We start from the raw sequence: 17,267 nt of genomic DNA on the forward strand, positions 1-17,267 counted from the left end.
ATTGGCTGTTTATTTTTTATTTATATGATCATAAAAACAAAAAGGACAGCTATTGAGAATGAGATGCTAAACAATAGCCGTCCTATAGATTTTATCGCTACCTTCTTATACTCGTCAAGCAAAACTAGAAAATCAGGACAAGAACCTTATGAAAAAGGAAGTCTTTTTTCATGTTTCTTTTGCTCGTGCGCACACTGGCTGCTTCTTAGCCACGTAATTTTAACGATCGCTCACTAGCCTTAACAAACACTGGAGTGGCGCCAATCACTTCTCCATCAGCGTGAAATAGGATTTTTTCATCTGCCTCCAAGTAGGCTTCTTCATGCTGAAAAAGGGTGACTCCCTCCATTACAAGGTGCTTTTTAAAAACCATTGCACTTAAAAATAAGATGACTTTCAATGGATTCAAATCCGTGACAACGATTGTTTGAAATCCTGATTGCCTCGCACTTGCTTCCGGCGCTGCTTCCAGCCCACCTCCATAATATGGGTGATTACATACGATCACAAACCACACTTGGCGAAAAACTTTTCTCTCATTTTCAATAAAAAGAGCAAGGTCAAACGGTTTGAAAGACCATAACGAATGTAGAAAGGACAGCGGGTAGATGATAAACCCGAGTTTGAGTCGGTTGAGCCACTTTTTCCCTCTAAAATGGACCGTTCTCTTCAAGACATGCGCATCAAAACCAACACCAATATGATTGAGAAAAAGAACAGATTGCGGACTTTCTGCATGATCTTGAAAGGAGCCGAGAGAAATTGTTTTCGTCAGCATCCTCTTTTGTTTTCTCACTTCTTTGATCACATCATGACGCTGGATGCCCAGCCCCTTCGCAGCATCATTCCAATGACCTGCTGGGACAAAGCTTAGCTGCACATGATCAATTTCTTTTAAACCATTCAGTACTTCATGAAATGTGCCGTCACCGCCAATGACGATCAGCCGTTTCAATCTGTCGTCTTGCATAGCGCTAATCTGTCTCGCCAAAACTTCGGCATGTCCTTCATGCTGGGTAAGAAACGATCTGTATGAGATCTCTACCTTTTGTAATTCTTTCTCTATGCTTCTCCAAGTGCGGAGTCCTTTTCCTTGTCCTGCTGCTGGATTGACGATAAAGTACCATTCATTCATATATTAGCTCCACTCAGGTCTCATTTTTTGGTGACCTTGATATGCCTTTAATCGAGCCATTCCTGCCTTCTCTTGCTGTCTGATTCACCATAAGCGAGCAATGCCTTTGTCGCTTTGAATTGCTGGTGCTTTGTCGGCGCCGTGTTTTTCCGCTGCTTGTCAAACCAATCCTCCGCTTTCTTCTTATCGACAACCTCCATCCCGAATGGAACTTCGGGCAAATCAATATACGAGGTGCGGCTGATGAGGATTTTTTTCACAGGAAGCTCTACACCACTTTGCTGTAAAATTTTTGACACAACAGTTCCAGAGCGCAGAAGGCTTGCGCAAGGGTTCAAGACGGATTGAACAGCTTTTCCCGTCGCCCGCTTTTCCCAAAAACGTTCCTTCGATCCAATATATACGCTGTCTGGCTCTGCTTCTAAGAAAGATAAACAGATGACTTCAAGCGGTGTAATGAGCACTGGACACAATTCCATTTCAGCTTTTTGAATGAGCAGCACCGGCTTGTACATCACAAAATAAGAATCTGGCAGCTGCCTTGCAAGCATCCGCAGCTTTTCATCATAGCGAATGTGATGGGAGACAGTTGAAATATGAGAGATCGTCGAGCTGGCCCATTTTAACTGAACATCGTAAAGATGATCTTTAAAAAAGTGAATCAGCTTCGTTTCATCGGTAGGAACGTTTGTAAAGACACCTTGTTCTATATCTGTTGGCTCGTTAAAAAGACTCAGGTCCCGTTCCTTTTTCATATCGGCTTCTTTTTGCTTTCTTTTTAAGGAGAATTTCTTTCTCTTTTCTTCCTCTTGTTCAGGTGCTTGCTCGATGGCTTGGTCAGCCTGCTTTTGCATCTGCTCTTTGGAAGCCTTTTTTAACTCGTCCCATCTTTGTTTTTTCAACCGAATGAACTGATTGATGTAATGATGCGGGTCTTGTTCATATCGTGATATATAATCTTGGATTTTAATAATTTGCGCCATCTGCTGCTCACTCCAACCTCTAGAATCATTTATGTAGTGTAAATTGTTTGATCGCGTGATAACGCGGGGTTTCTTTTAGACGGATTTCAAATAAAGCGATACTAGAAACCTCCATCGAATATGGTTCTTTCCGTAAGGGTGCTTGTTCTATATAGGACTGTTCCCTATTCCATTTGCGCGCAATCGTCATATGTGGATGAAAGGGTCTCTTTTCGACAGGATGACCTGCTGTCAAAACGGCTGCTTTCACTTTTTCTCTTAGATCCATCAAAGGTTTACTTTCACTAGGCTTTGCAAAAAAGACTCTCGGCCGCTCCTTTTGGCCAAATATCCCTACTTCATTCAGCTTCAGCGGGAAAGCAGACACCTCAGGAGACAGCTGTGCAAGTAGCTCAGAAATCTTATTTAAACGGTCCTCTGGAATCGCACCTAAAAACACAAGGGTGACATGATAATCAATGGGTGCTGTCCATTTTTGAAAGGAAAGTCCGCTCCTCTTGTCTATATCCGCTTTTATTTGATACGCGAGTTGTTCAGGGATTGGAATCCCGATAAAATAATGACGGCTTTCGGCCATATTTTCACCTGTCCTTTTTAACAAACTTTACGAATCCCCATTGATGATAGTATAACTAAAGTAATGCGGAATGAGAAGAAAGGGTGTCACATGATGAAGGTTGCACAAAATATAGCTGAATTAATAGGTCATACACCACTTGTAAAATTACAGCGCCTTCAGCCAGAACATGGCGCTGCTGTTTATTTAAAACTGGAATCATTTAATCCTAGCGGAAGTGTAAAAGATCGGGCTGCTTACAATATGATCCTTGAGGCAGAAAAACAAGGAAAGCTCACAAAAGGGGCAACGATTATTGAACCAACAAGCGGGAATACAGGAATTGGCTTAGCGATGAACGCTGCTGCAAGAGGCTACAAAGCCATTCTGATCATGCCTGATACGATGACCCAAGAAAGAATCAATATTTTAAAGGCATACGGCGCACAGGTCGTCTTAACCCCGGGGGAGGAAAAAATGCCAGGCTGTATTCGCAAGGCAGAAGAATTAGCTGCTCAAATTCCTAACAGCTTTATTCCCATGCAATTTGACAATGATGCGAACCCCGATGCTCATAGAGGGACAACGGCTGTAGAAATTATTGATGCAGTGCAACAGATTGGACAGCCGCTTGCCGCTTTTGTCGCAACTGCTGGAACGGGCGGAACCATTACAGGCACTGGAGAGGAACTCAAAAAAGCATTCCCGGAATTGACGATACATGTGGCAGAGCCAAAGGGGTCACCTGTTTTATCAGGCGGGAAACCTGGCAAACATAAGCTTGTTGGCACAAGTCCAGGATTTATCCCACATATTTTAAACGAACAGGTGTATGATGAGATTGTGCAAGTGAGTGATGAAGATGCTTACGACATCACACGAAAGCTCGCCCGTCTTGAAGGTATTTTAGTCGGTCCATCATCTGGCGCGGCATGCTATGCAGCCATTGAAGCAGCCAAGCAAATGCCAAAGGATCACATTGTCATTTGTATGACAGCAGACACGGGTGAACGTTATTTATCAAGTGATGTGTTTCAAGATTAAAAAAGGAACAGGGCGTATGCTCCTGTTCCTTTCAGATTGTTGACAAAGGGCTAAAATGAACTTTATTTTAGCCCTTTGTCTTCTTTTCAGCGTGATAGAAAACCTTTGCAGCCCTAGGAAGGACGAGTACTGGCGCGGAGCGAATTTCACATTCGTGAGCACCGAAGCGCAGGACTGACACCGAATGCGAGGGTTTGTCTACACGCTGAAAGGAACAACTCAGACCGTCTTGACCTCAGTCTGTTCGCCTGTCACAAGTAAAACTTGTTCATCAGTGAGCGGGCATAAAGAGAGCGTATTTTGATCTTTCTCTATGATATGCTGCGCTGCTTCACCTAAATAAGGATTGTTTATATGCGGTACCGGATAGCTGTTGATCTCATTGAATCCTTCAAAGGAAGATAATTCTAGCGCTTTCTCTTGATCATCCATCAGTGAGATGTATTCAATGCTTGGCGCCATGATAATACTCCCCGCGGATTCTCCGATATACAGCTTGCCTTTACCGATCTCTTCTTTCAATACACGATCGAGCCCGTGCTTTCTTAATTCTTGCAGCAAATAAAAGGTATTGCCGCCAGATACATACATGACATCATTCTTTCCAATGATCTGTGTGATTTCCTGAACCGTTTGCCCGGTCAGCTGAACAGTCTCTACACGCATTTCTAATTGATGAAAGGCTTCTTTTGCTGCATCGACATAGTGCGTGACTTCTTCCACTTCACTGGCTGCCGGAATGAATGTCACACTTTTTCCTTTTAAGGTGTCGCCTGCAAAGTCAGACAAGAGAGAATAGCTGTCTTTGAATGAAGAGCATAAGAACATTTTTTTCACGGTGAAACCCCTCTTCTCTTTCCTTCTTTTTTATTTCGCCAATTCATACATGGCTTGTGCATATAGCGCAGTTGCTCGTAGTAAATCATCGATTTCGATATATTCATCCTTTTGATGTGCACAATCAGGTCTTCCTGGGAATAGAGGGCCAAAGGCAACGCCTGCTTCTAATGACCTTGCATACGTTCCTCCCCCAATCGCAATCAGATGGGCAGGATCTCCTGTTTGTTCTTCGTAGACACGCTGTAATGTTTTCACAAGTGGATGGTCTTTTGAGACGTGATGAGGAGGACTGTCATCAAATTTCTCAATCGCTGCCCCTTTTATTCGTTCAATCCCTTTTTTGACTTCCTCACCGTCCGCTGTTACGGGATAGCGGACATTCAGCCCAAGCTTCGCTTCTTCGTTTTGCGAATAGCGGATTGTGCCAACATTCAAGGTCAAGTCACCACTAATATCATCTTTACAAGCGATGCCGAGTTTTTGTCCTCTTGTGTCTTGATCAAATAAAGCATTTATTTGTGATGTAAAAGCGAGCCCTCTTTCATCTAATTCATGCGCACATAAGAAATTCGCCATATGAATGCCCGCATTTGTGCCATTCGCCGGCTCCATTGCATGAACTGAAACACCTTTTAATGTGAATGTCAGTCCATCTGCTGTATGGTTTGTCTCACCGGTTAACTGATTTTCCGCAAGATAGGCTGCAAAAGCCGTTTTTAAGGCTTCAGCATCGTGATCATTTGCTGCTGCCACAATTGCGCGAGCCTCATCTGGAACCATATTGAGACGCATGCCTGATGTGAATTGCTTAAGGATGTAGCGCTTGTTTTCTTCCGATTGTTCGTATGTAAAGGATACGACAGCATCAATGATTCCTTTTTCAGCATGAATAATTGGAAAATCAGCATCTGGCGCAAACCCAATTTGCGGCATCGCCTCATGCTTGAAATAGTGATCGACGCATCTCCAATCGCTTTCTTCATCTGTGCCGATGATGATTCGAATCTTTTTCGACAGCGGCAGACCGGCATCTTTTAACATTTTCAATGCGTAAAACGCCGCCATGGTCGGCCCTTTATCATCAATGGCTCCTCTTGCAAAGATTTTATTTTCTCTTATGTCCGCTGAAAATGGCGGGGTTGTCCAGTCGTCTCCCGCAGGCACGACATCCACATGGCATAGCACACCGACGATATCTTCGCCTTCTCCATATTCAATATGACCAGCATAACCATCAACATTTTTCACTTTGAAGCCCTCGTCCTGCCCTTTTTTGAGCATATACTGAAGAGCCTCATCCACTTTTTCACCAAACGGTTTTCCTGCTGTGCCGCCTTCTTCATCCAAGACACTTTCAATTTGTAAAAAAGATTGTGTATCCTGAATCAAACTGTCTTTTTTTCGTATGACTTCTGCTTCCCAATTCATTTTTCCATTCCTCCTTGAAAAAAGGTTGCAATCCACCCTTAAAACGAATATTATATTAAGTGTTTTGTAATAATGTTCGTAAATGGAGGATTTTATGTTTCAGTTAAAAGAGAACCAAACCAACATAAAGAAAGAATTACTCGCTGGTATGACGACATTCTTTACGATGGTATATATTGTAGCCGTCAATCCAGGAATCCTTTCAGATGCAGGCATTCCTTTTGACCAAGTCTTTACTGCAACCATTATCGCTGCTGTTGTCGGTACACTCTGGATGGCACTCTTTGCAAACTATCCGATTGCCATTGCACCAGGTATGGGGCTGAATGTCTATTTCACCGTCACTGTTGTCGGTGGTGGGGGTCTCAGCTATCAAACAGCATTTAGTGCGGTATTTGTTGCTGGAATACTCTTTATCATTTTATCGTTAACATCCCTTAGAAAACAACTCATTGAGGCGATTCCAGATAATTTAAAGTACGGGATTACAGCAGGTATCGGACTATTTATTGCATTCATTGGGCTAAGACAGTCTGGAATCATCACTGCTGATCCACAAAATCTTGTGAAGCTTGGCAATTTAAGCTCACCTGTTGTCATTTTGACACTCGTTGGTTTAATGATTTCTGTCATATTAATGGTTCTTCAAGTGAATGGAGCGCTGTTTATCGGCATGTTAGCAACCACGTTAATTGCACTTGCAACAGGTCAGCTTCATTTTCCTAAAATGCTAGTGGATACCCCAGCACTGCCTGAAGGAATGCTGATTACAAATCCATTCGCTGCGTTTGGCGATGTATTTTCCCATCACTTGTATGCTGTTGTCTTCTCCTTTTTACTTGTGACGATTTTTGACACAACAGGAACAATGATCGGGGTTGCGGAACAAGCAGGTTTAATGAAAAATGGTCAGCTCCCAAAAGTACGCAGAGCCTTACTTGCTGACTCTGCTGCGACGACAATTGGCTCAATGTTTGGAACAAGCCCAACCACAGCTTACATTGAATCTTCATCAGGAGTGGCTGCTGGCGGAAGAACTGGACTGACCTCTTTAACCGTTGCTGCATTGTTTATTGTGGCTTTGTTTTTTGGTCCGCTCGTTCAAGCCATTTCGTCTTTGCCGTCCATCACTTCACCTGTCTTAATCATTGTCGGCTGTTTGATGATGAATTCAGTGTCACGTATTCGCTGGAATGAGCTTGACGAAGCATTTCCTGCTTTTCTTGTGATTCTTTCCATGCCGCTGACATCAAGCATCTCTACAGGAATTTCACTAGGATTTATTTCATATCCACTTGTGAAGCTGGCAAAAGGAAAATGGAAAGAAGTGCATATTCTTGTGCTCATTTTTGCCGTCTTATTTTTCGTGCAGCTCTTTTTCTTAGAAGGATAACCAAAATAAAAAGACACATTTCTCATTTGAATGTGTCTTTTTTGTATGAATGATTTTTTATTTTGTAAATTTTCTGTGTTTATTTTTTACTCTTTCTTAAGTGGCAATTTTCTTTATACACCTTGTGTTTATTGGGTTGTAACCGGATTCAAATCATGATATATACCATAATTTCATTCATGAAGACAAGTTTAAAAACACGTAAAGTTGACTTTTTGGTGGAACTAGATGCATAATAACGTGTATAATAGAATAAAACATTAAGAAACACGAACATTTACCATTGTTGCATGTCCTTATGTCGCAGTTTTAGTGTAGTAAGTTGTGGTTAGTCAAGTCCATCCGATCTTATTGATAGGGAGTGGTTTTTTGAAACCTTCAACAAACCGTATGATGACTCGAATAAAATCAGTTTATATGTTCATTCAAGAGAAAGGTCTTGTGACGACACAAGAGCTGGTTGATGAATTCGGGATCACACCTAGAACCATCCAAAGAGACTTAAACGTGCTTGCCTATAACGATCTTGTTCATAGTCCAAGCAGAGGCAAATGGGAAACAACGAGAAAAAAAGTAAAAATATCATCATAAGCGAATAATGAACTTCCATATAACAAAAAGAACCGGCGATATGCCGGTTCTTTTCATTTTGCTGACAAAGGGCTAAAATGAACTTGATTTTAGCTCTTTGTCTTCTTTTCATTTGCTCTATATTAATCACGATTGATTAAACTGTCTAACTCTTCCTCCGTCAATTCACGGTATTCTCCTGGCGCCAAATCTTCGTCTAATGAAACAGCCCCCATCGAGAGCCGTTTTAAAAAGATCACTTCATTGCCCACGGCTTGTGCCATCAGCTTCACTTGATGGTACTTCCCTTCAGTAATCGTTAAACGGATTCGTGTATCTGCCTCTTGGTTGGCATCTACTTCAACCTTCGCTGGCTTCGTTCGGTAGTCGTCTAAAATCACAACTCCCTCTTCAAGACGAGTGATGTCTTGATCTCCAAGCGGGTATTTTAGATGAACTTCATACGTTTTCGGGACATGCTTTTTCGGAGATAACAATTGATGAGCAAGCTGGCCGTCATTTGTAAGGAGGAGGAGACCGACTGTATCCTTATCCAGTCTCCCCACAGGGAATGGCTCCCTTGCAATATCCTCTGGCTCTAGTAAATCAACAACCGTCTCATCTCGCAGATCCTCCGTTGCTGAAATGACACCGTCTGGCTTGTTCATCATGAGATAAATGAATTCTTTATACTCTACACGCTCTCCATGCACGAGCACTTCATCATTTGTTGGATCGACATGATCTTTCACCTGCTTCGCCACTTCTCCATTCACTGTGACAGCCCGGGCCTTGACCAGCTTCTTTACATCTTTCCTTGAACCAAAGCCGGTATTGGCCAGCAATTTATCAAGCCTCATGCTTCTCCACCTCTTCTTAACTCTTTTTTCTTAAAAATGATGGCATCCGGCTGCCAAGTACACGCTCTAACAATCCAACTTTATAAGATAAGAACATATACACACCGCCGCCAGTGATCATTGAAATCAAAATAACAATACCCGCTTGTATGATTCCGCCTTCATATGAAATGACTTGACTCACAAGCTGACATGTCACATAAGCCACTACAGCCATGATTGCCGTTAAAATACCAATTAAAATAAACCGTTTGAAAATCCTGCGGAACGAATAGCCTGCATGGCGCTTGATCATGATGAACATATACAAAATCGAGGCACTGTAGCCTAATGCCGTTGCAAGCACAGAACCGTTTCCTTGCAGCCAGCTAATCAGCGGGATATTGAGAACCGTTTTAATGATAATCCCTAACAAAAGACTGACGATCGCAAATTTTTGTTTGTTAATCCCTTGTAAAATCGCTGCGTTAATGGTGAATAAAGAAAACAGTAACGCAACAGGTGCATACCAAAACAAAATAGAAGTCCCAATCTCAGGATGCACAGACGGATAGAAAAACCAATAAACTGGTCCAGCCAATGCCGAAATACCAAATGAAGCAGGCAGAACGAAGAATAAAATGACCTGCATCGTTTGATCAATTTGTCGATTCAGCAGCTTGTAATTTCGCGCTGTAAAGGATTCCGTTATGGTAGGAATCAATGTTAAACCAAATGCAGTTGCAAGTGACACAGGAATCATGACAAGCTTCGGTAAATATAACGTCACAATAGACAGAACCGCTGTACTAATATCCTGATGTCCTGATGCAATCATCGCTCTGTTAATTGTATTTGTATCAATATAAGAATAAATCGGAATGGCAAGCCCAACAAACACATAGGGTGCTGCATAACTGAACAGCTCTGTAAACATTTGCTTATAAGATAATCCAGAATAGTCCCCTGTATTCGGCTGCATTGCCAAAAGCCGATCTTTCCGCTTCAGCCAATATAAATAAAGCGTAAATAGACCGCCAAACGCACCAATGAGTGCGGCAAATGTGGCATAACCAACCGCAATAACAAGACCGCCGTCAAGCACTTTTAAAATGATAAACGTCGCTGTTAATAGGAAGATGATTCTGACAAGTTGTTCGATGACTTGGGAAACAGCTGTCGGGCCCATCATCGAGTGCCCTTGGAAAAACCCTCGCACAAGACTCATAATGGGTACAACCAATAGACCCAAACTGACCATCCGAATCACATAAACCACTTGATCGACCGTCAAACCGCCCGTTTCATTCGATCCTCCAAGCTGAATCTTGGCAAAGATCGGTGCGGTCAAATATAAAATAGAAAAGGCGATAATACCGGTGACAAGCATGACCGACATACCCGCCCTGAACATTTTTCTTGTTGTCTCATAATCGCCGATTGCATTATATTTAGAGACGAATTTCGATACCGCTGTTGGAAAACCGAGCGTAGCAATACTTAAAAAGATCGTATACTGATTGTATCCATATTGGAATAGCGCACCACCAGTCGCTCCGACCATTGCGCTAAATGGAATTAAGTAAATCATACCAAGAATACGAGAGAGATAAGTCCCTATCGTTAAAACCAACGTACCACGAAGCAGTTTATTAGACATGCGCTTAACCACCATTTTTCTAATGAATATTCAACTTAACTATTTTAACACATCATTTCATCGCACAGGTAACAAATCCAATACAGAAGTCACAAAACCAATCAATTCATATTTCAGCCTTCCCCAATCTTCGTTATAATAGAGAAATGACTGAAAGTAGAAAGAGGAATGTAACATGAAACATTATGATGTCATTGTCATTGGCGGTGGACCTTCTGGACTGATGGCCGCGATTGCATCGGCAGAACACGGTGCATCGGTTCTGTTAATTGACAAAGGAAACAAACTTGGCAGAAAGCTCGCCATTTCTGGCGGTGGACGCTGCAATGTGACCAATCGCCTTCCAGTAGAAGAAATCATCAAGCATATTCCCGGAAACGGCCGTTTTCTATATAGTGCATTTTCTGAGTTCAATAACGAGGATATTATTTCGTTCTTTGAAAATCTAGGTATTGAACTAAAAGAAGAAGACCATGGACGTATGTTCCCTGTCTCAAACAAAGCACAATCTGTTGTGGATGCCCTATTAGATAGGCTCCGCGTGCTCAATGTGACCATTCGAACGAATGAAAAGATTAAAACCGTTCTGTATCAAGACGGACAAGCAGCTGGAATTGTTACAAATAATGATGAAAAAATTTCAAGTCATGCCGTTGTCATTGCTGTTGGCGGGAAAAGTGTGCCGCATACAGGCTCTACTGGCGATGGCTATGCATGGGCAGAAGCCGCTGGTCATACCATTACAGAGCTCTTCCCAACCGAAGTACCCGTCACGTCAGACGAGCGTTTTATTAAGGACAAAGTGCTTCAAGGTCTTTCATTAAGAAGTGTTGCCGTGAGTGTTTTAAATAAAAAAGGAAAACCCGTCGTCACTCATGTCATGGATATGATCTTTACACACTTTGGCTTATCAGGTCCTGCCGTTCTGAGATGCAGCGGATTTGTTGTGAAGGAACTGAAAAAGCAGCCGGCCGTCCGCCTTCAAATTGACTTATACCCAAAGCTCAATGACGAGGAACTTTTCCAAAAGCTTCATCGCGATCTAAAAGATGAACCAAAAAAAGCCATTAAAAATGTCCTGAAATCTTGGATGCAAGAGCGCTATTTATTGTTCCTTTTAGAACGAAATGGCATTGATCCACAGGAGACATTTTCTGGTCTCGCTAAAGATAAACTGCGCGCTTTTGCTCATGATTGTAAACATTTCATCGTCCATGCAAATGGGACGCTTTCTTTAGATAAAGCCTTTGTTACAGGTGGCGGCGTTTCTGTCAAAGAAATTGAACCGAAGAAAATGGCATCCAAAAAAATGGCCGGTCTTTATTTCTGCGGAGAAATTTTAGATATTCACGGTTACACAGGTGGTTACAATATTACGTCAGCACTTGTGACAGGCAGGTTAGCTGGCATGAATGCCGCACTAGAAGTAAAGGAGAGATTTCAATGATTAGACGCGCACTTCCGATTGTCCTTGCAGTTGTCATTAGTTTGACAGCCGCTTTCTTTATGAAGCTGTCCATTACCCCGTTAAAAGTCGCCATTATTTTAGCGTTTACGATTTTCGCAGTTTGTTTAAAAGAATATGTCTACCGTCTGCGCAAACGAATTGAAGAAAAGTCATCTTCACATATCGATGGTTGATAAATGGAAGCAAAACATGTTACGGTAAAATAGAGGTCGAGTGAGAAACTCGCCTCTTTTTGTTTGAAAATAGTTGAGACAGGGGATATTAAACAAAATCCTCTGCTTAAACGTGTAGAACAACAGGAGAGTGAGATGGTGTGAAAAACGTATCAAGTGTATTTTGGATTGTGATTGCTATCACATTTATTGCCGTTCTATGGGGAGCCTTTTCTCCAGAATCACTGCAAAATGTGACAGATCAAATTCAAACATACATTACAAATGACTTTGGCTGGTATTATTTATTAGTCGTATCACTGCTTGTCGGCTTTTGTCTATTCTTTATCTTTAGCCCTATCGGAAAAATTACATTAGGTAAGCCAGGTGAAGAGCCTGAATTTGGTCTTTTTTCTTGGTTTGCGATGCTGTTTAGTGCTGGAATGGGCATTGGGCTTGTTTTTTACGGAGCCGCTGAACCGATCAGCCACTTTGCCATTCAATCCCCAACAGGCGAGACGGAAAATGCACAAGCCTTCCGTGATTCCCTTCGTTATACCTTTTTCCACTGGGGACTTCATGCATGGGCCATTTATGCAATTGTCGCCCTTTGCATTGCATACTTTAAATTTAGAAAAGATGCACCTGGATTAATCAGTTCCACCTTATACCCAGTATTCGGAAACAGAATTCATGGATGGATTGGAAAAACCATTGATTGCATCGCAGTATTTGCAACGGTGGTCGGTGTAGCTACTAGTTTAGGACTAGGTGCCGCACAAATTAATGGCGGATTAAACTATTTATTTGGAATTCCAAATAACTTCCTGACTCAGCTCATCATTATTGCAATCGTCACGGTCCTGTTCCTTCTCTCTGCTTGGAGCGGTATTGGTAAAGGGATTAAATATTTAAGTAACACAAACATGATTCTTGCTGCATTACTCATGATCTTTTTACTTATTGTTGGACCAACTGTGTATATTTTAAATTCATTTACTGATTCAATCGGACAATACTTATCAAATATTGTACAGATGAGCTTTAGATTATCACCAAATGATGCTGAAAAGAGAGAATGGATTAATGGATGGACCATCTTCTATTGGGCATGGTGGATCTCTTGGTCGCCATTTGTCGGTATTTTTATTGCAAGGGTTTCACGCGGGAGAACCATTCGAGAATTTTTAATTGGTGTCTTAGTGGCTCCTTCCATCCTCGTGTTCCTTTGGTTCTCGATCTTTGGTGTATCTGCAATGGACTTACAACAGAACAATATCGTCGATGTTGCAAACATGTCTACTGAAACGATGCTGTTTGGTGTTTTAAATGAATATCCACTTGCCATGATTACTTCTATTCTGGCACTGATCTTAATTGCGGTATTCTTTATCACATCAGCAGACTCAGCTACATTCGTTCTCGGAATGCAGACAACCTATGGATCATTAAATCCAGCGAATAGTGTAAAGATCAGCTGGGGTATTATCCAGTCAGCAGTTGCGGCAGTGCTCTTATTTTCAGGCGGTCTTGAAGCCTTGCAAAACACAGCCAAACTTGCTGCTTTGCCGTTCTCTGTTGTCATCATTTTAATGATTGTTTCACTGTACAAGTCATTAAATGAAGAACGAAGAGCGATTAAACAAGCAAATAAGTACAATAAACCAAGAAGTCCAAGAGTAAAAAAAGCATAATCATCACAAGAGAAAAGCCGTTCCTCATCCGAACGGCTTTTTTTCTCGTTGAAATAATTGAAGATTGTCATGACATCGCGTATTCCGATAAAATAGTGTTGAATCATCACTTTTCTACATAATGGAGGTTTATATGACGTTACCTACGTTCAAGTACAACCCAGACCCAGTTTCATTACATGTGATTAAAAAAGAGCAGACGATATGCCCCGTTTGTGAGAAAGAACGAGATTATGTATATCATGGTCCTTTTTATTCTGTTGAAGACGTTTCTGGCATTTGTCCTTGGTGCATTAAAGATGGATCAGCTGCTCAAACATATAATGGAATGTTTCAAGACGATGTGAGTTGTGATGACGTCGATCATGAAGAATATATAGATGAACTGATCTTCAGAACGCCGGGTTACCGCGGATGGCAGCAGGAATATTGGTTAAGCCATTGCGGGGATTTTTGCGCGATTGTGCAGTATGTTGGTTGGAAAGAGATTGAGCATTTAGAAGAAGAACTCTCAGAGGATATTGAAGAGATTTGCAGCGGTGGACATTTCACAAAAGAGAACCTGAAACAATGGCTCGTGAACGGAGGAGACTTGCAAGGCTACCTCTTTCAGTGCGTTCACTGCAAAAAGCATCGTTTACATATTGATGCTAGTTGATCATATCAAAAGGACCTTTATTTGAGCCCTTTTTCTTCTTTTCAGCGTGATAGAAAACCTTTGCAGACTAGGAAGGACGAGTACTGGCGCGGAGCGAATTTCACATTCGTGAGCACCAGCACGCAGGACTGACAACGAATGCGAGGGTTTGTCTACACGCTGAAAGGACCTTTCAGCAGGTCCTTTTATTTTTTATATAAAATGAGCGCTGAAAAACAGTAGAGCTGCTCTCCTCCTTGCTCACAGATCACCGCCACATTGTATTTGATGTCAATAATTTGGTCGTCGTCCATTCCTTTTAAAAAAAGATTGATTTCGCTTTGCAGATCTTTCTCGTGTTCTTCATCAAATACAGCTACCTTCAGCACATATGCCACTCTCCCTTCTCTTGCTACTCTATTTTTATGCAAATAGAGACGGACATATGAACAAAAAAAAGCCTTCCATCTTGTCGATGAAAGGACTTCTTTTTACAGCTTCGGTTTTGTTTCTCCTGTCCATGCAAGCATGCCGCCAACGACATTGGTTGCTTGATAGCCTTGGTCTTCTAAGAAATAGCAGACATTCTCACTGCGTTTACCAGAACGGCAAATAATATAATACTCTTGCGTCTTATCAAACGCATCTAGCTTCTCAGGAATATCGCCCATTCGAATATGGACTGCCTCTGGAATCATGCCTTCTGCTACCTCTTCATCCTCACGCACATCGACGAGTTGAATGGCTTCTTCTTGCTCTAGCTTTTGCTTTAATTCTTCTATTGAAATTTCTTTTACTGACACGACTCTCATCTCTCCTTTTATTCACGGTGACACCATTATAGCAAATCATACACATCACTGCGTATTCACCCGCTTGGATTGAAGGAAAGACGGGAATCGTTTCTTCACATCAACTGCCGGCTGTTCGCTTTCAAACTCTATCTTTTTAAACACTTGATAGGCTAGCCACATGTGGCCATATGCGAGAATGCTGATGCTAAAAAACGGCACGATCCCTGGCAAATAAGCAAATAGGATAAAGAGAATAGCCGAGAAAACGAGCATAGAGAGCGTATATTGCAAATACGAGATACCAAGCAGAAGGGAAAATTTCAAATAAAGACGCTTTTTCCAATCATAATGAGCCAGCAGCGGAAAGATATAAAACAAGCTGACAATAAACAGAAAACCAAAGATATAGATCGCAAAGCGAAGCACGTGTAAAAACCAACTCGTTGGATAAATATAAGCAAGGTCTACATAAATAATTGTCCCGATGATGACCAGCACCACTCCAATGACATTAGAGCGTACAAATTCTTCGCGGTATACTTTCCAAAAGGTTTGAAAGACGCTGACTTGCTCATGCCCTTGTATCCACTTTCTCATCACAGAAAATAACGCTGTTGTTGCAGGCATGAAGCCAAAGATTCCAAGCCCAAGTAAAGTGAACAAAAGCCATAACAAATTCGTATAGGCAAGTCTCATCACCCACTCACACATGCGCAACATTCTGCTCATTGATCCATCATGATCCATCTCTCTTCCCTCCTCTCTTTCTCGTTACACCGTCTCTTTTTGAAACAATTCTTCTATTTCAATCGGACGTTTTTCTGCAACTGAGCGCCACATGCCTTCGCCAAGTGCAATGGAATAAGCCCCCGCCTCTGCTCCTGCCGAAATGTCATAAGGAATGAGCGGATCTTTTCCTAAAAATAAATCTGCTAATAATAGCGGATCTCCGCCTCCATGACCACCTGATTGTTTCACAACTTCAATCGTTTCTTTTCCACCAAACATCGGGTAGTATGCAATTGTCTGTTCAGGGAATTGAAAAGGGATTCTCGATGGCACATGAAACTCATTTGTTTCAATCCGTCCCTTCGTCCCGTTAATCGCAAGCCGGTAGCCTTCATATGGCGCTGAAAATTGAATCGAATAACTTAACAAAGCCCCCTGATCATAAGCCACTGACGCCACATATGTATCCTCAATATCAATTTCCCGATCAAAAATACAAGCATCCGGGCGATAATTTGAGTATTGCTTTGACTGCTGCTCACCCGATTCAATATGGTCATCCTCCACCTTTGTGCGCTCTACCCGCGGATTCCACCTTGCTTCATAATGACAGGTATCTCTTACATGACAGGTTCCACAATATCGATTCTCTTCACCCTGCAAAGGATTCCAAGGACTTTCATCCCCATAATAATTCAGTGCGCCATAGGCAAATACTTGCTTCGGCTTTTGATCAATCCACCAGTTGACCAAGTCAAAGTGATGGGTCGATTTATGAATAGACAGACCGCCTGAATATTGACGCGAGCGGTTCCACCTTTTAAAATAACTGGCTCCGTGATACGTATCAATGAGCCAGCTTAACTCAACAGACGTGACCCTTCCAATCTTTCCATCTAAAATGAGCTCTTTTATCTTTCGGTGGAATGGATTGTAGCGATAATTAAAGGTGACGGTGACCTTCCCTTTGCTTTCTGCCTCTTTTTCCATCACCTGTTTGGCGTCTTTTGCTGTTGTGACCATCGGCTTTTCCGTTATGACATCCAGATCATGATCCAGTGCCTGCAGGATATATGTGACATGTGTATCATCTCGCCCCGCCACAATGACGATATCTGGTCTTGCTTCCTTCACCATCTGACCAAATGCATCCTCATGAAAAAATGAGACGCCCCCTAGTGATGGAAAACGCTCCTGACAAAGTGTATACCGCTTCTCATCTACATCTAAGAGCCCTGTAATCCTGTAATGCTCATTGAAATCCTCGGTGAGCGGTTTGATAAACATATTGAAAGCACGGTGACTGAGCCCGCAAACAGCGACCCTTTTCACATTCCCCCACCCC

At 42.1% G+C, this 17,267-nt stretch carries 18 protein-coding genes; 7 read left to right on the plus strand and 11 right to left on the minus strand.

The window, feature by feature from the left end; all coding sequences use genetic code 11:
* Positions 1-205: 205 nt before the first annotated feature.
* Genes MHH31_RS13630 through thpR form a run of 3 tightly spaced genes read right to left on the minus strand, consistent with a single transcriptional unit; the run spans position 206 to position 2,695 of the window.
* The gene (locus MHH31_RS13630; protein WP_342494891.1) at positions 206-1,135 is read right to left on the minus strand and encodes a YegS/Rv2252/BmrU family lipid kinase; all 930 of its coding nucleotides are present in this window, start codon (positions 1,133-1,135) and stop codon (positions 206-208) included.
* 47 nt (positions 1,136-1,182) lie between these two features.
* On the minus strand, positions 1,183-2,118 hold the full coding sequence (locus tag MHH31_RS13635; RefSeq protein WP_342494892.1) for a hypothetical protein: 936 nt from the start codon (positions 2,116-2,118) through the stop codon (positions 1,183-1,185).
* A gap of 25 nt (positions 2,119-2,143) precedes the next feature.
* On the minus strand, positions 2,144-2,695 hold the full coding sequence (gene thpR / locus MHH31_RS13640; RefSeq protein WP_342495498.1) for an RNA 2',3'-cyclic phosphodiesterase: 552 nt from the start codon (positions 2,693-2,695) through the stop codon (positions 2,144-2,146).
* 90 nt (positions 2,696-2,785) lie between these two features.
* On the opposite strand from thpR, the gene cysK reads away from it, so the two are divergent.
* The gene (cysK, locus tag MHH31_RS13645; protein WP_342494893.1) at positions 2,786-3,718 is read left to right on the plus strand and encodes a cysteine synthase A; all 933 of its coding nucleotides are present in this window, start codon (positions 2,786-2,788) and stop codon (positions 3,716-3,718) included.
* 219 nt (positions 3,719-3,937) lie between these two features.
* On the opposite strand, the gene MHH31_RS13650 is transcribed toward cysK, so the two are convergent.
* Entirely contained in the window at positions 3,938-4,555 is a 618-nt protein-coding gene (locus tag MHH31_RS13650; protein ID WP_041093424.1) for a Type 1 glutamine amidotransferase-like domain-containing protein, read from the minus strand.
* Between the two features lie 30 nt (positions 4,556-4,585).
* Complete coding sequence (pepV, locus tag MHH31_RS13655; protein WP_338704057.1) at positions 4,586-5,986, minus strand: dipeptidase PepV; 1,401 nt, start codon at positions 5,984-5,986, stop codon at positions 4,586-4,588.
* Between the two features lie 94 nt (positions 5,987-6,080).
* Here pepV and MHH31_RS13660 point away from each other — a divergent pair, with 94 nt between their 5' ends.
* Together MHH31_RS13660 and MHH31_RS13665 are read left to right on the plus strand one after the other, a co-directional pair.
* Positions 6,081-7,379, plus strand: a complete 1,299-nt coding sequence (locus MHH31_RS13660) for an NCS2 family permease (protein ID WP_342494894.1) — start codon at positions 6,081-6,083, stop codon at positions 7,377-7,379.
* A gap of 369 nt (positions 7,380-7,748) precedes the next feature.
* Entirely contained in the window at positions 7,749-7,970 is a 222-nt protein-coding gene (locus MHH31_RS13665; RefSeq protein WP_008356419.1) for a DeoR family transcriptional regulator, read from the plus strand.
* 122 nt (positions 7,971-8,092) lie between these two features.
* On the opposite strand, the gene MHH31_RS13670 is transcribed toward MHH31_RS13665, so the two are convergent.
* Together MHH31_RS13670 and MHH31_RS13675 are read right to left on the minus strand one after the other, a co-directional pair.
* Positions 8,093-8,809, minus strand: a complete 717-nt coding sequence (locus MHH31_RS13670; protein WP_017367874.1) for a pseudouridine synthase — start codon at positions 8,807-8,809, stop codon at positions 8,093-8,095.
* 16 nt (positions 8,810-8,825) lie between these two features.
* Positions 8,826-10,448 carry a polysaccharide biosynthesis protein gene (locus MHH31_RS13675; protein WP_017358331.1) on the minus strand — a complete coding sequence of 541 codons (1,623 nt, stop codon included), beginning with the start codon at positions 10,446-10,448 and terminating at the stop codon, positions 8,826-8,828.
* 175 nt (positions 10,449-10,623) lie between these two features.
* On the opposite strand from MHH31_RS13675, the gene MHH31_RS13680 reads away from it, so the two are divergent.
* The 4 genes from MHH31_RS13680 (at position 10,624) to MHH31_RS13695 (ending at position 14,420) form a co-directional block, all read left to right on the plus strand.
* Entirely contained in the window at positions 10,624-11,895 is a 1,272-nt protein-coding gene (locus tag MHH31_RS13680) for an NAD(P)/FAD-dependent oxidoreductase (RefSeq protein ID WP_050827578.1), read from the plus strand.
* Complete coding sequence (locus MHH31_RS13685) at positions 11,892-12,089, plus strand: hypothetical protein (protein WP_056705471.1); 198 nt, start codon at positions 11,892-11,894, stop codon at positions 12,087-12,089. The genes MHH31_RS13680 and MHH31_RS13685 overlap by 4 nt, the downstream gene beginning before the upstream one ends.
* Before the next feature lie 140 nt (positions 12,090-12,229).
* Positions 12,230-13,762, plus strand: coding sequence for a BCCT family transporter (locus tag MHH31_RS13690; protein ID WP_342494895.1), 1,533 nt, complete (start codon positions 12,230-12,232; stop codon positions 13,760-13,762).
* A 133-nt stretch (positions 13,763-13,895) separates the two neighbouring features.
* On the plus strand, positions 13,896-14,420 hold the full coding sequence (locus MHH31_RS13695; RefSeq protein ID WP_025207826.1) for a CbrC family protein: 525 nt from the start codon (positions 13,896-13,898) through the stop codon (positions 14,418-14,420).
* A gap of 185 nt (positions 14,421-14,605) precedes the next feature.
* Here the strand turns inward: MHH31_RS13695 and MHH31_RS13700 are convergent, their stop codons facing one another.
* From MHH31_RS13700 to MHH31_RS13715, 4 genes are all read right to left on the minus strand, one after another.
* Positions 14,606-14,788: a sporulation protein Cse60 gene (locus tag MHH31_RS13700; RefSeq protein ID WP_003217582.1), complete on the minus strand. Its 183-nt coding sequence runs from the start codon at positions 14,786-14,788 to the stop codon at positions 14,606-14,608.
* Positions 14,789-14,890: 102 nt separating this feature from the next.
* Positions 14,891-15,202, minus strand: coding sequence for a rhodanese-like domain-containing protein (locus tag MHH31_RS13705; protein WP_017358336.1), 312 nt, complete (start codon positions 15,200-15,202; stop codon positions 14,891-14,893).
* 54 nt (positions 15,203-15,256) lie between these two features.
* Positions 15,257-15,940 (minus strand): YesL family protein, encoded by a 684-nt coding sequence (locus MHH31_RS13710; protein ID WP_035702083.1) that lies wholly within the window; start codon positions 15,938-15,940, stop codon positions 15,257-15,259.
* A gap of 24 nt (positions 15,941-15,964) precedes the next feature.
* The gene (locus MHH31_RS13715) at positions 15,965-17,254 is read right to left on the minus strand and encodes a Gfo/Idh/MocA family oxidoreductase (RefSeq protein WP_342494896.1); all 1,290 of its coding nucleotides are present in this window, start codon (positions 17,252-17,254) and stop codon (positions 15,965-15,967) included.
* Between the last annotated feature and the right edge of the window lie 13 nt (positions 17,255-17,267).

Origin of the sequence: Bacillus sp. FSL K6-1033 (genome assembly GCF_038630765.1) — a bacterium.
GTDB classification, from domain to species: domain Bacteria; phylum Bacillota; class Bacilli; order Bacillales; family Bacillaceae; genus Bacillus; species Bacillus altitudinis.

Excerpts from the sequence above, each read along its gene's own strand:
- MHH31_RS13635 (WP_342494892.1), bottom strand. The coding sequence starts at position 2,118 with ATGGCGCAAATTATTAAAATCCAAGATTATATATCACGATATGAACAA.
- cysK (WP_342494893.1), top strand. The coding sequence starts at position 2,786 with ATGATGAAGGTTGCACAAAATATAGCTGAATTAATAGGTCATACACCA.
- MHH31_RS13685 (WP_056705471.1), top strand. The coding sequence starts at position 11,892 with ATGATTAGACGCGCACTTCCGATTGTCCTTGCAGTTGTCATTAGTTTG.
- MHH31_RS13675 (WP_017358331.1), bottom strand. The coding sequence starts at position 10,448 with ATGTCTAATAAACTGCTTCGTGGTACGTTGGTTTTAACGATAGGGACT.
- thpR (WP_342495498.1), bottom strand. The coding sequence starts at position 2,695 with ATGGCCGAAAGCCGTCATTATTTTATCGGGATTCCAATCCCTGAACAA.
- MHH31_RS13710 (WP_035702083.1), bottom strand. The coding sequence starts at position 15,940 with ATGGATCATGATGGATCAATGAGCAGAATGTTGCGCATGTGTGAGTGG.
- pepV (WP_338704057.1), bottom strand. The coding sequence starts at position 5,986 with ATGAATTGGGAAGCAGAAGTCATACGAAAAAAAGACAGTTTGATTCAG.
- MHH31_RS13680 (WP_050827578.1), top strand. The coding sequence starts at position 10,624 with ATGAAACATTATGATGTCATTGTCATTGGCGGTGGACCTTCTGGACTG.
- MHH31_RS13670 (WP_017367874.1), bottom strand. The coding sequence starts at position 8,809 with ATGAGGCTTGATAAATTGCTGGCCAATACCGGCTTTGGTTCAAGGAAA.
- MHH31_RS13695 (WP_025207826.1), top strand. The coding sequence starts at position 13,896 with ATGACGTTACCTACGTTCAAGTACAACCCAGACCCAGTTTCATTACAT.
- MHH31_RS13660 (WP_342494894.1), top strand. The coding sequence starts at position 6,081 with ATGTTTCAGTTAAAAGAGAACCAAACCAACATAAAGAAAGAATTACTC.
- MHH31_RS13630 (WP_342494891.1), bottom strand. The coding sequence starts at position 1,135 with ATGAATGAATGGTACTTTATCGTCAATCCAGCAGCAGGACAAGGAAAA.